A 13939-nucleotide genomic window follows, 5' to 3' on the forward strand; every position below is an offset into this window, starting at 1 on the left:
CCGTGCTCGACATTCGACCGGAGCCGGTCCAGCGGCTTGTCGAACTGGGCGCCACCGCGGCGGCCGATGTCTTTGAGCTTGCTTCCCGCTCGGACGTTGTCTGCCTCGCGCTTTTCGACGAGACGCAGGTGCGCGAGGCTTGTTCGCCGCAATCCGGAGCGCCGGGCCTGCTGGCCGGCATGAAGCCCGGGGGAATCATTGTCGTTCACAGCACGGTGCCGCCACGCCTGACGCAAGAGCTGGCCGAGCAAGCCAGGGCGTGCGGCATCTATGTTCTCGACGCCCCGATGACCGGCGGAGGCGACACCGCCGCCCGCGCGGGCAAGCTGACCTTCTTTGTCGGAGGCGATGCCGCCACACTGGAGATCGCACGTCCGGCCCTCGCTGCGATGTCGCAGAACCAGTTCCACGTCGGCGACGTGGGCGCGGGTTCCACGACGAAAGTCTTGAGCAACTTCCTGGCCATCACGAACACGCTGGTGGTGCGCGATGCCTTGCGGCTTGCACGCGCCGCCGGCATCGGTGAGACGAAGTGGTTGTCGGTGATCAACGCCGGCGCCGTCGGGTCCAGTTGGGTGAGCAACAACTGGTTGCTCATCCGCGCGCAAGGAGAGGCCTACACCACGGGGCAGGCCGGCATGGTTGACATGGCATCCAAGGACCTGCATCTCGCGAGGGCGCTTGCCATCGAATTGGGCACGTCGATGCCCACGCTCGACCACCTGATCGAACAATCCTTGCCCGGCCTTCAAGACCATGGCCTCACATACTGAAGCGGCCGCGCGCCTCGACGGTCGCAATGGGCCGGCTCCGTCAGGCCAGTTGTGCATCGGCGTCGATGTCGGGGGCACCTTCACCGACATCGTCCTGTCGGACGGGCAGCAGGTCTGGCGGGCCAAGGCGGCCTCCACGACCGGGGCATTGGGCGGCGGAGTCATCGCCGCGTGCCGGTTGGTCGCAGATCGGGCCGGCCTGCCCTTGGAAGCGATGCTTGAACGTGTCGAGCGATTCGGCCTCGGGACGACAGCGGTCACCAACGACATCGCCTCTCGCACCGGACGAAAGGTGGGTCTGATCACGACGGCGGGCTTCGAAGACATGGTGCCGATCGCCCGCGTCCGGCGCGTACCCTGCAACGGCTGGTTGGTGCCGCCGGACGGCTTGATCGACCGCGACTGGATCATCGGTGTGGACGAACGCATCGACCGCGACGGGGACGTCCTGAAGCCTCTGGACGTCATGCAAGCTGTGACGGCAGCCAGGCGCCTGCGGCAAGAGTTTGGCGTCGAGGCACTCGTCGTTTCATTCCTGTGGTCGTGCGTCAACCCTTCGCACGAGGCGGCCGCGGTCAAGGCCATCCAGGATGCGATGCCGGACATGGCCGTGCTGTCCGGCGCGGCGCTGTACCCGGTGGCACGCGAATACGAGCGCACGACTTTCGCGCTGCTCAACGCCTACACATCCGGCTCCCTGAGCGGAATCGACGAACTGGTCGTGGAACTTCGCCGACTGGGGCTTCAGCGCCCTCCACTGCTCGTGCATTCCGGCGGAGGCTCGATCACGGTCGCCGAAGGCCGCGCCACGCCCGCTGTGCTGGCCGAATCGGGTCCCGCCGCAGGCGTGGTCGGTGCACTCGCGGTCTGCCGCGCTGCGGGCGTCAAGGACGCCGTTGCCTGCGACATGGGCGGGACCTCATTCGACATGGCCATCATCCGCAGCGGCGAACCCATGCGGCGCGTGCGCGGCGAACTGATGGGTGTCTGGACCGCCATGCCGATGGTGGACATCGAGTCTGTCACCGCCGGCGGTGGTTCGATCGCGTGGGTGGACCCGCTCGGCTTGATGCGCGTGGGGCCGCGCTCCGCCGGAGCATACCCCGGACCCGCCTGCTATGGACGCGGCGGAACCGAGGCCACCGTGACCGATGCCTTGGTCGTGCTCGGCTACATAGACCCGGCGCGCTTTCTCGGTGGCGACATGGCGCTCGACGAAGCGGCGGCCCTTGCCGCCTGTAAGCGACTGGGCGACAAGCTGGGTACGGATGCCCGCCAGACGGCTTGGGGCATCCATGAGATTGCCAGGGTAGAGATGGTCCGCGCGCTGCGCGCCCAGTTTGCGCAGCGCGGACTGGACCCGGCTGCGCACACCATCGTGAGCATGGGCGGGTGTGGCGGATTGTTCAACGCTGCGATCGCGCTGGACCTCGGCGTCAAGCGCGTTCTGGTGCCTGAACTGACATCGGTCTTGTCGGCGTTTGGAGCCGCCAATGCGGACATCCGGCGCGAGCGCAGCCGCAGCGTGGCCCTGACGCTGCCGTGCGACCCGCAGGTCGCCGAACCTCACCTGTCCGGGTTGGCCCGGGTCGTCGAGACCGATCTCGAGGCCGATGGAATCGGCAAAGATGAGCGCTCGTTGAGATTCGAAGTCGACCTTCGGTTCATGCGCCAGCAATGGGAATTGACGATGGACTGCACCGATGGCCTGGACGCGGCGCAACAGCAGCGCATCGCCGAAGCGTTCAAGGCCGAGTACGGCCGTCGCTATGGGCAAGGCTCGCTGGTCAGCGGCACGCCCGTCGAACTCGTGGCGATTCGTGCCATCGGATACGGGCGAACCGTGCGCGCAGACTTGACAACGAATGCGGCAAGGAAAGATTCCGCTTCACTGCCGCTGCTGGGCACGCGGCACATTCACCAGGGCGCCAAATCGCCGGCCATGGAAGTCAAGGTCGTCGATGGCGCCAGGCTCGTTGCCGGACACACGCTCGAAGGGCCGGCACTGATCGACAGCCGTGACACGACGCTATGGATTCCTTCAGGCGTGCGCGCGGTAGTCGATGCCTTTCGCACCATCAACCTGGAGACGCCCGTATGAACGCCGCCGTACAACATGAGTTCGATGCGATCGAACTCGAGGTGCTTCGCGCCCGGCTTCAGGCCATGTCCGAAGAAGGTGCAATGACCATCGAGCGCACGGCGTGTTCGCCGACGATCGCGGAGTCGCGCGATTGCTCGTGCTCGCTGCTGGACGCTGGAGGAGATCTTATTGTCGGTGGCGGAGCGGTCGCGCATCACTTCGGCGCATGCAGCCACGCGGTGCGATACACCCTCGCAATGCACGGCGACACCATTGCACCCGGCGATGTCTTCATTGCCAACGACCCGCACAACGGCGGCGGCCTGCACTACATGGACGTCGTCGTGCAGCGGCCCATCTTCCATCTCGGCAAGTTGATCGCCTGGGTGGCGAACTCCGGCCACATGATCGATGTGGGCGGCATGACTTTCGGCTCTTGGTCACCCGCAGCGACGGAATGCTTCCAGGAAGCATTGCGCCTGCCGCCGGTGCGGCTGTTCCGCCAAGGCATTCAGCAACCGGACATCTGGGCGATCCTGCGCAACAACATTCGCGTTCCGCAACTCGTGGAGATGGACATACGCAGTCTGGTTGCTGGTTGCCAGGTCGTGCATGACAAGATCGTCGCCTTGGCCGATAGCTGGGGGGCGGACCGCTTCACCTCAGGCGTCCGGTCTCTGCGCAGCATTGTCTTGCGCGAACTGAAACGGCGGATTTCATTGCTTGAAGACGGTGTCTACCGGCTCACGACGTGGACCGAATGGGGCGACGAGCGGTTCAAGGTGCCGTGCGCATTGACAATTTCCGGTGAAAGCATGGTGTTCGATTTTGAAGGCGCCGCGCCGCAGTGCTMGCACTTCTTCAATACCAAGCCGCACATCGTCAAGTCGATCCTCGTCAGCGACGTTACAGACGTCCTGGCGCACGACCTGCCGCTGTCTGCCGCAATGTTCGATGCCATCGAGGTCCGTTGCCCACCAGGCACGGTTGTCAATGCCGCCCCCCCCGCGCCGACAGCGTCAGCGCACTTTGACGTGGCGCTGAACGCCAGCATGGCGGCGCAGCAGTGCGTGATGCTGGCCATCGCGATCTCGGGCGAGCAGGCGCCGGGGCGGCACCTGCTTTCCGGTCCGGTCGCACCGTCGTGCATGGGCTTGCACACATGGGCCTACCGCACACCTGCCGGCGCCCAGGACGGATGGCTCATGATCGATGGCGCTATGGCCGGTGGATCCGCCGGCCATGACCGCGATGGCTACGACCTGTTCAGTTTCATGGTCGCGCGGAAGGCCATCATCGAATCCATTGACGTCGAGTCCTTCGAACTTCGCTACCCCGCGCTGGYCCTCGAAAAGCGCCCGCGCGTGGGTTCGGAGGGCGCCGGGGAACACCGCGCCGGCGCTGGATGCCAGATGGCCTACAAACCGCACAAGACATCGTCGTGGACCGGCGTCATGCTCGGCATGCGCGAACGCTTGCCGCTTCCCGGCTTCGCGGGCGGGCTGCCCGGGGCCAACACCAAGTTCTCACGACGCGACGCGAACGGAACGCTGCATGACGTATCGGGGCACGAAGGCGCGCTCATTGTGACAGAGGCAGACACTTTCGAGTTCCGTCTGGGATCCGGCGGCGGGTTCGGCGACCCTCTGGCGCGCGACCCGGCGGCCGTCTTCAGGGACCTGCGACAGGACCGCATCAGCAATGACGAAGCCTGTTCGATCTATGGTCTCGTGCTGAACGAGCGCGGTACCGTGGATACCGAAGCGACCGCAGCGCGGCGCTCCAGACTTCAGCTCGATCGCCTCGATGACGCCCTGCCCGCTCCGAAGCCCCTCAGCCGAACGGACACCCTAACGATGGCTAGACGCGGGCGTGGCCGGTTGCTCTATCCCGGCGTCGAGCACCACGATGGTACTGCGTATGCCGTCGGCAGCGGAACACCATTGTCCTGCGCGCCTGACGCCTGGATCGAGGGATGCCCACGGCTCGAGGAACATCGCGACGGCCGCGTCGTACTGCGCAGCTACCTTGATCCTGGCAGCGGGCGATTGCTGATGGTCGACGTGACGCTGGAAGGCGAGCCCTGTACGGTGGAATCCAGTCCTCATCACTGGCGGTGTCCGGTATAAGCCGAAATTGTCCAACCCGTGTCAGTGCCCAACCCAGCACTGATTCGCTGATAATCAGTCATCTTTTGTTGAGGATTTCCAAGACCATGAACGAAGCCGATTCGACGACAGTGGTACCCCGTCAGAATCTTTACGGCCAGAAGATCGGTCGCAAGGGCGCTGAAACGCGCGCTCGGCTCATGAAGGCAGCCGAAAATCTCCTTGAGAAGCGCTCGATCATGGAGTTGAACGTCGCAGACATCGCGGCCATGGCGGGGACCTCGTCAGCGTCGTTCTATGTTTACTTCGACGATGTCAACGAGGTCGTGCTAGCCGCGGCACAAAACATACAGCAGATCACGCCCGAGATCGAGACATTGCTCAGCAGTCCTTGGACCCAGGAGGATGCTTCGACCAAGGCGCTCGCGCTGGTGAAGGCTTACGTGGSGTTCTGGCAAGAGCACCAAGCCATCCTTCGGATTCGCAATCTGGCTGCTGACGAAGGGGACAAGCGCTTTGAAGAAGTACGTCATGCGTCGGTTGAACGACTGCACACGTTGCTGGAACAGCGCATCAAGGAAGCTGACAACGGCCTGGAGTACGCATCCGGGGCATCGGCGGTCCTCGTCCTCATAGAACGYGTGGCGGCGATCGTGCGCTTGCCTCTGCGTCGACGCCATTCGTCTCGCACTCAACTTTTGCAGTCCGCAGCGTTCATGGTCGCGCACGCGCTCGCACCTAAGCTCAAGCCGCGTTGATGCTCGAGTGAATCCGGATCTTTCTGTGCCCTTCGGATAGCTTTGCACTCGCCCTCCGCGCAAGGCGTGTACTGCGGGGCCTCGCCATATCAAGGTCCATCCTGAAGGGCTAAACGGCTAAAGCTCGGTGGGTTGCAGGCTAACTCCTGCTAACCAGGAGCTCGATAACACAGCGCCAATGGAAGCCGCCTGCACCATTGGCGGAATTCCCGCGTTGTCGCCTTGCGAGAGCTCCCTGTCGATGAACAACCCGGCCTGCATTGTTGGCAGCAAATCCGATCGCTCGAAAGCCTACCGGAGTTCATACCCGCCAGACACGAAAAATCCCTGGGGTCTGTTCGCTGAACCGCCGCTCGACAGAAGCGTGTTGTGGGGACTACTTGGCCTGGAAGCCCCCATCGATGCTGAGGACGTGCCCGGTAACAAAGGAGGCCTCATCCGAGAGCAACCATGCGATGCCGTTGGCGATCTCACGCGGCTCACCCATCCTCCCCATCGGATGCATAGCGGAAATGGTGGCCTCGTCATATTGACCCAGCGCGATCTGCCCCTCGATCAGATCTGTCTTGATGGCGCCGGGTGCCACGGCGTTCACCCGGATGTTTTGTGTGGCGTAGTCGAGCGCGCTTGACTTTGTGAGACCCACAACGGCGTGCTTTGTCGCAGCATAAGTACCCGCCCAGGGGATGCCGTTGAGCCCGGCAATCGATGCGACATTGACGATGGCGCCGCCGCTTTGCTGGCGCATTTGCTGCAACTCATACTTCATGCAGAAGTAGAGGCCCATCACATTCGTCTGGAGCATGCCCTGGAAGGCGCCCGAATCAGACTCGCCAACCACCTTGTTCTCGTTCGAGATGCCGGCGTTGTTCACCGCCATGTCAAGACGGCCATGATCGCGAACGACTTGATCGATCAGCTTTCGCACCGAAGCCTCATCATTGACATCAGCCTGGGCAAACGATGCCTTGCCACCGGCCGCCTCGATAGCTTTGACTGTCTCAAGGCCCTGGCGCTCACGTCGGCCGCTGATGACGACCGTGACGCCCCTGCTGGCGAGTAACAACGCGGTCTCTTTTCCGATTCCACTGGCACCACCGGTAATCAATGCGACCTTTGTCATGAAAGCTCTCCTTTAAAGCGTTGAATGAACGCGTTGGCACCGGCACGCCCGAGCGCGCGTCTGCGGCGAATGTGATCATCACGACCCGGTCAGGCTTCGACAGCGAATTTTCAGCGGAACAGCGCCGGGCGAAGGGGCGAGATGTTTCGTCTGCAGCAGGAAGTGCGACAAGGCCGGGATCAAAAGTAGTGCGCCGACCATGTTCCACAGGAACATGAACGTCAGCAAGATGCCCATGTCCGCCTGGAACTTGATGGGAGACCATGCCCACGTCACAACGCCCGCTGCCAGCGTCACACCGACCAATGCCACCACCTTGCCGGTGAAGCTCACAGCGTTGCGATAGGCCTCACGCAATGGCACGCCGGCGCGTTGCTGTGCGAGTTGGACGCTGAGCAGGTACAAGGCGTAATCGACGCCAATGCCAACACCCAGCGCAACAACAGGCAGCGTCGCCACCTTCACGCCGATGCCAAGCATGACCATGATCGCCTCACAAAGGATGGATGTCAGTGCCAGGGGCAGCACCGCCACCACGACGGCACGCCAGCTGCGGAAGGTGATGAGGCACAGCACCACCACGGCGGCATAGACCACCAGCAGCATCGTATGGTTTGCCGCAGCCACAGCACTGTTCGTGGCTGCCTCGATGCCCGCCGAACCGGCGGCGAGCAGAAACTGCCGGTCAGCAGTGCTATGGGCTTCGCTGAACTGTTCGGCGACGTCTACCACCTGCTTCAACGTGGTCGCCTTGTGATCGCCGAGATAGGCCACCACGGTTCCGCGGCTTCCGTCGCCGTTGATGAACTCGGGGCTATTGGTTTTCAGGTCGTAGGTGGCCTGTGCCGTGACTGCCGCCTCACGATTGATCGTGAGCCACTTCGGATTTCCCTCGTTGTTGCCGTAGGTGGCAAAGCGGGCCAACCGGGCTGCGGAAGACGTCGTCTGCACATCCGGCAGGCTGCGAAGCGCCTGCTCAAGGCGGTCTTCCTCGATCAGCGTCTGGTAGGTGCTCATCCCATCCACAGGCGTCTTCACGATGACTGCAAATACATCACTCGACAAGCCGTAGTGCCCGGTGGTATAGGCGTTGTCGCGGTTGTATCGTGAGTCGGCGCGCAGTTCGGGCGCGCCGGCATCAAGATCGCCGATCTTGAGGTTCAGGCTGACCACGAAGCCCGTGACTGCCAGCAGGGCCGAAATTGCGACGGTCCACGTGGCCAATCGTCGCTCAGTGAATCGGTCGAGAAACGACCAGATCCTGGAGAGCCCCGTCAATCGCTCACCCTCCGGCGTTTCCGCACGCAAGCTGCGTTCGGCGGCCGCGCGGCTGACGCCGATGTAGGAAAGCATCACCGGCAGCAGAAGGAGGTTGGTGAAGATCAGGACCGCCACGCCGATGCTGGCGGTCATGGCCAGTTCGCGGATCACGGGAATGTCGATGGCCATCAACACGCCAAAGCCGACGGCGTCGGCAAGCAGCGCCGTGATGCCGGCAATGAACAGGCGCCGGAAGGTGTACCGAGCTGCGACATAGCGATGGGTGCCGCGCCCGATGTCCTGCATGATGCCGTTCATCTTCTGCGCCCCGTGCGAGACGCCGATGGCAAAAACCAGGAATGGCACCAGGATCGAATAGGGGTTCAGCACAAAGCCGAGCAAATGTACGATGCCCAGTTGCCACACGACGGCGACGAGCGAACACGCCAACACCAGCACCGTGCTGCGCGGACATCGGGTGTAGCCATAGAGCAGGATCGCCGCGATGACACCGGCGACGCCAAAATAGGCCATAACCTGCATCAGGCTGTCGATGAGGTCGCCCACCAGCTTCGCAAAGCCGATGATGTGGATGCGTACACCCTCCGACCCCTGCGATCGCACCTTCTCCTCAAGGGCATGAGACAGCGCGGCATAGTCGAGCTGTTTGCCAGTGGCCGGGTCAGTGTCGATCAGCGGCACGAACAGCATGCTGGATTTCTGATCGTTGGCGACGAGATTGCCGACGATGCCGGCCAACTCGACATTGCGCTGGAATTGGCCGATGGAGGTGGCCGAGCCGTCGTAGTTCGGCGGCATGACCGGACCACCGCGATAACCTTCTTCGGTGATCTGGGTCCAGCGAACGGCAGGTGTCCACAGGGACTTCATGAACGACCTGTCCACGCCGGGGATCAGAAATACCGTGTCATTGATCTTGCGCAGGGTCTCGAGGTAGTGTGGGTCATAGATCGTGCCTTGCGTGTTCTCGACCACGATACGCACCGAACTGCCAAAGCCGCCGAGCGACGCCTTGTTCCCAAGGTAATTTCGGATGAACGAATGGGAGCGCGGCAACGTGTTCTCAAAGCTCGCATTGACCGACAGACGCGACGCCTGCCAGCCGAGCAGCACGCTGACAACGAAGCAGAAGGCCATGATCAGGAATCGGTGGTTGAATACCATCCGCTCAAGCCAGTTTCCCGAACGCCGGTCGAACTGGGCCGGGTCCGCGATGATGGGCATCGCGCCGAGATCTGCAACAGGTAGGGTCATGGCGTCGACGCGTCTCGCATTACGGCGAGAGCAATTTGAGGGTTTGAACTTGCACGCCCAGCAATCCGGCCGTCACCAGGGACGTCTGGCCGGTGGTGGCGGCGCCGGAGACTGGCTTCAACCTCGGCAAGTCGGCAGGCTTGAAGGTTGCACCATCGTCAGTGCTCTGGATCGCCTCGCCGGTCTCGGTCAACAACACGATGCGTCGACCATCGTCGAAAATTCCGCCGGCGGTGATCGTTCGCTCGACCCCGGTCTTTGCTGCCTGCCAGGTGACTCCACCGTCCGTGCTCCGGTAGGCGACGCCGCGCAAGCCGAACGCAACCAACGCGTGCGGGGTGCCGACAATGTCGAAGAAGCTGCCCTTGTAGCCGGTGCTGGTCCCGATGAAGCGCTGCGCCTTGCGATCAAGCCGGTAGACCATGCCGCGCTCGCCAGCGATGTAGGTCTCGCCATTGATGCCGCGAATCGCATTGAGATTCAGGAATTCATCGTTGTCGATGCGATCCAGCCAGGGCAGCCAGGTCCGGCCGCCGTCATTGGTGGCAATGATCATTCCGAAGGCGCCCACAGCGTAGCCGTTGTTCGAGTCTTCGAACCGTACGCCGAGGTACGGCAGTGACACGTCGCCCTCGGTGTTCAGCTTGACCTGGTCCAGGTACTTTTGCATTCCTGTCTCGCCGGCACCGACCCGCTGCTGGTAATTGCTGCTGAGCACCTGCCGGGCCCCGTTGCGATCAAACTGCTTGCTCCAGGAGGCACCGCCGTCCTCGCTGTGCAGGATGGTGGAGTCATGCCCGCTCGCCCATGCGAGGCGATCGTCGAGAAGCTGCACGGCGACCAGGTCCGTCTGCACCGGGACGGCCGCCTGGCGCCACTCTGGCGTACCGGTGTTTGAATAGATGATCATGCCGCGCAAGCCCACCCCGATCGTGCGTGTGGCAGAGGCCGCGACCGCAATCAGCGGCTCGTGCCCGGCACGATCTGCGCCTTTCATCTGAACTGCGGGGGTGTCGAGAGGATCGCGAAATGTGTCCGCGTCGGCTGCCCACGTACCAACTGCCCCGCCCAGCGCTGCCGCGACCAGCGCAGTTGCCAGGCGTGCGTGTCGACTGCGAAACATCGCAAGGCTCATAGCGCTGCTCCCAGGGCGGCCTCCAACATGTCAGCGAACTCCAGTGGCGGCCAGCCGCGACGAGGTGAACGCGCCCACGTCGGGCAGTGCGGTCTTCGAGTCGAAACGCCCCATCGTATCGGGGTAAGACATGAAATATTCGYCCTTGGTAAGGTCAGCAAACCCGTAGAACTGGGTGGCTGTGTAGGGCGCGTTTTCCTTGTCGTCATAGATCAGGAACGGGAAGGCCAGCCCCACGCGGTACAGCTTGCCGGCCTGGTCGTATCCGTCGGTGGCAACGACTTGCCAGCTGTCTTCGTCCACGAAGAAAGTGCGGCGCGAAAGGATGTGCCGCTTGCCTGGCTTCAACGTGCCCTCGACGACAAACACGCGGTGCTTTTCCCAGCGAATGAATTCAGGGTTCGGATGCTTCGGCGTCAGCAACTTCTCGGCCGTCGCTTCCGGCGTGAAGAAGCCATTGTTGTCATAGGGGATGTAGATTTCCTTCTTGCCCACGAGCTTCATGTCGAAGCGGTCGGCTCGACCCGAGAAAACGTTGACTTCGTCGTAGGTCAGCGCGCCGCCGAAGTTTGCGGCCGGCGTGTCGTAAGAGAACTCCGGTGCCGTTCGCACTCGTCGCTGGCCCGGCGTGTACACCCAGGTCAACTGGTCGAAGTTGGCGTAGTCGCTGGAGTAGCTGATCAGTAGGTTGTATCCCGCCTGAGAGGCAGGAGCCTCCCCCAGACAAAGCTGTTTGTAGAAGTACGGGTCAGGCAGCGTCGTGGCAGCTTGGTCGTAGTAGGTGTTCGCAAACTTGCACAGATACCGGCCGAGAAAGACCGACCGTCCGGAGGAATCCACGAGGGAACTCGATTGGCGTTGCGAGGTGGAGGCGGGGATGTAGCGCATGCGGAAGTTCCACAGCACCYCGTCACCGTTCTTCGGAATCGGGAAGGGAATCCCGCCATACACGTTCTTCACCGCGTCCCCGAGCGTCTCTCCCGCCAGTTCCGCAGTCGTCGCATTCTTCAAACTGTTGTCGAGCACCCATTTCGGATACGGCGAGTTGCGGTGCGTCGCGTAGACGTTCAGAAAGTAGTCCGGATACTGCTGCAGCATGGCCATCGTGCCGGGCGTCAGCATGTCCTTGTACTGCGCGGCGTTCTTCGCGTCGATTTTCAGCAGGACCTTGTCATTCGGATAGGGGTCTGGGTAGCGTCCGCTCCCAGCCTTGTAGCTCGGCGGGGTCGTTGGAACTGCGCCGCTGTACGCGGGGATGGACCCATCCGCATTGCCCGCTTTCTCCGCACCGAAAGGCGTGAGTGTGGCGCCGAGTTGCTTGGCTTCTTCGGCCGTGACAGCGGCGAAGGCGCCGTTGGCGAAGGCGAGCGTGGCGACGGCAAGAGCCGGGACGAGGTGTCTGTTGAGATGGATCATTGAGTGCTCCTGTGATCAGAATGAGGCCTTCAGGGTCAGGGACACCCAACCCTTGTCGTTGTACATGAACGTGCCGCTACCGCCAGCGTAGAAGGTCGGGAATCCGGGGGTGCCGTTGGGCACGCCGAAGCGGGCGCCAGCGTTTGTCAGCTTCCCGTTCGTGGGCGAGTGGTAGCCGTTGTACTGAAGGGTTATCGTGTACTTTTGCTGAACGACCGCTTCGAGGCCTACGGTGAAGAGAGTCCCACCTTGATTGACAGGCATGCCGAGCGTGGATGCATTGCCATTGATCCCATACATGACGAAGATTGGCATGCCGAGGTCGACGCTGGGCATCACGCCTAGCCATTGCGGCTTGAAGAGCACCGCTGCCGCGACGGCGCTTCGCGTGGAGCAACCATCCTTCGTGCTGCCGCTTGGACAGGCCGCAGGGTTGTTGACGCCGTTGTACATGTCCGCGTTGGCGGTCACGGAATCGAGGTGCGTGTAGGCGAGTTCGGCGAGGAAGATGCCGGTATCCCACACCGGCGTGCGCGTCAGGCCACCGACGGTATTCAGGACCATGCTGGTTGCGTTGCCGCGAGCAGCTTCACGACCAAGCGGATCCGAGGCGTTGAACGGCGTGCTGTTGAGCGCCGTCCCACGACGCTGGTTCAGCTCGGCGCCGACGCTGTAGGCACCAAACTGCTTCTCCATGCTCAGGCCAAAAAGGTCGACCTTCTGCGCGTATGCCAAGTGGTAGTTCTCGACGGCGAAGGTCGCCGGGTTGTATTGAAGCAGCGGCATCCATGGTTGCGTCTCGTCCAGCTTTCTGTAGTAAGCAGAGACAGCACCCTTGAGCTCCGGGGGGGCATAGGACAGCTTGAGCCCAAAATTGCCGTTGATTGCATTCGGCACAATCGACTCTCCGCGAGGGCCCAATCCGATTGCCCGGGTCAGTGCAGCGCCCTGAGGACCGTTCGCGAGGAAGTCGGCAAAGCTCAAATAGGTACCGCCCTCAGGTACCAGATTGTTCTGGAATTGAAAGAAGTACTGACCTTCTGCGACGAGGTCCTTGGTGAGTTGGGTTGAAAAGTAGATTTGCTCACGTGGAATCGCGAGCTCCTTAGCCTCCGTCCCGGGCGCGAACGAACCCTTGATGTTGTCAGCAGCGTTTTGCGAGTAGCTGATGCCAAGTGGGCCAAAGAATACGGCGTTGCCCCAGTACTTCGTAAGGCGGCCGACCATCACCGACGCATCCCTGTCGCCAAGCTTGAAGTTGTTGTACGCGAAGGCATCGAGCCACTGTCCGCCCTGGTCGTAGTAGCGTTTGGTGTAGCCGGAGAATACGTTGCCGATGTAAGGACCGATTGACGAATACGGCGTTCCGGGCGCGACTTGGCCGGGATTCGTGCGCACGTCGTCGTTGAACGCAAAGTCCTTGAAAAACGAGCCGCTAAGGCGAAATCCCCACCCATTCTTGTTTTGCGCGTCGAGCTCCATCAGATCGGAAATCCGGCTGGTCACCACATTCCCGCGCCCGAAGCTGTAGTCCGACGAAGCAAACACCGGGTTGTTTCCGATTCCCCCGTTGATGCCTTGGGCGCGAACACCGAGGTTGTAGGACAGTGTGTTGTCCCAACGCACCGCCCAATCGGGGCCGGCATCAAGCTCGATGGCCGCGGCCGTGTTGGCGAGTGCCGCCCCAAAGATCAGTGCCGCGCTGCCGATCACGCGTCCGCGCAGACCGTTGTAATTTTTCAATGCCCTCTCCATTGGTTGCCTCCACGTATGCCAGTAGGCGCGATCACGGACGCCAAGTTGAACTGGAACGAATCAAGGATAACTGATGAACGGTCAATTTTAAAGTTGGTGTTTTTACCAATAGCCATGGAGAATAACTTTAACTGAACGTGATTCACTTTTGTCAGAGACCAGCTCATGGCCTCGTGGCTGAAGGGCCGGTGCCTTGGCGGACCACACGTATCACAGGGGACATGCTCTGCCCCGCGCGCAGCCAGTCCTGCCG

At 62.1% G+C, this 13939-nt stretch carries 10 protein-coding genes; 4 read left to right on the plus strand and 6 right to left on the minus strand.

Annotated features, from left to right (window positions below):
- The 4 genes from AC1DY5_RS19115 to AC1DY5_RS19130 all read left to right on the plus strand — a co-directional run.
- On the plus strand, window positions 1-773 hold a 773-nt coding region (locus AC1DY5_RS19115), incomplete at its 5' end, for an NAD(P)-dependent oxidoreductase (protein ID WP_478113822.1).
- On the plus strand, window positions 757-2874 hold the full coding sequence (locus AC1DY5_RS19120; RefSeq protein WP_478113823.1) for a hydantoinase/oxoprolinase family protein: 2118 nt from the start codon (window positions 757-759) through the stop codon (window positions 2872-2874). The genes AC1DY5_RS19115 and AC1DY5_RS19120, both read left to right, overlap by 17 nt.
- The gene (locus AC1DY5_RS19125; protein ID WP_478113824.1) at window positions 2871-4985 is read left to right on the plus strand and encodes a hydantoinase B/oxoprolinase family protein; all 2115 of its coding nucleotides are present in this window, start codon (window positions 2871-2873) and stop codon (window positions 4983-4985) included. Before AC1DY5_RS19120 ends, AC1DY5_RS19125 begins: the two co-directional genes overlap by 4 nt.
- 86 nt (window positions 4986-5071) lie before the next feature.
- Window positions 5072-5722: a TetR/AcrR family transcriptional regulator gene (locus tag AC1DY5_RS19130; protein WP_478113826.1), complete on the plus strand. Its 651-nt coding sequence runs from the start codon at window positions 5072-5074 to the stop codon at window positions 5720-5722.
- A 376-nt stretch (window positions 5723-6098) separates the two neighbouring features.
- On the opposite strand, the gene AC1DY5_RS19135 is transcribed toward AC1DY5_RS19130, so the two are convergent.
- From AC1DY5_RS19135 to AC1DY5_RS19160, 6 genes are all read right to left on the minus strand, one after another.
- Window positions 6099-6845, minus strand: a complete 747-nt coding sequence (locus AC1DY5_RS19135; protein WP_478113827.1) for an SDR family NAD(P)-dependent oxidoreductase — start codon at window positions 6843-6845, stop codon at window positions 6099-6101.
- Between the two features lie 78 nt (window positions 6846-6923).
- Window positions 6924-9380, minus strand: a complete 2457-nt coding sequence (locus AC1DY5_RS19140) for an efflux RND transporter permease subunit (RefSeq protein ID WP_478113829.1) — start codon at window positions 9378-9380, stop codon at window positions 6924-6926.
- Window positions 9381-9399: 19 nt separating this feature from the next.
- Window positions 9400-10515: a WD40/YVTN/BNR-like repeat-containing protein gene (locus AC1DY5_RS19145; protein ID WP_478113830.1), complete on the minus strand. Its 1116-nt coding sequence runs from the start codon at window positions 10513-10515 to the stop codon at window positions 9400-9402.
- A 30-nt stretch (window positions 10516-10545) separates the two neighbouring features.
- Window positions 10546-11931, minus strand: a complete 1386-nt coding sequence (locus tag AC1DY5_RS19150) for a DUF1329 domain-containing protein (RefSeq protein ID WP_478113832.1) — start codon at window positions 11929-11931, stop codon at window positions 10546-10548.
- A 15-nt stretch (window positions 11932-11946) separates the two neighbouring features.
- A complete protein-coding gene (locus AC1DY5_RS19155; RefSeq protein WP_478113833.1) occupies window positions 11947-13674 on the minus strand; it encodes a DUF1302 domain-containing protein in 1728 nt (575 codons plus the stop codon).
- The coding region (locus AC1DY5_RS19160; protein WP_478113835.1) for a hypothetical protein at window positions 13671-13939 on the minus strand (269 nt) is incomplete at its 5' end. The genes AC1DY5_RS19155 and AC1DY5_RS19160, both read right to left, overlap by 4 nt.

It is taken from the genome of Variovorax sp. P4_D9 (assembly GCF_056401695.1).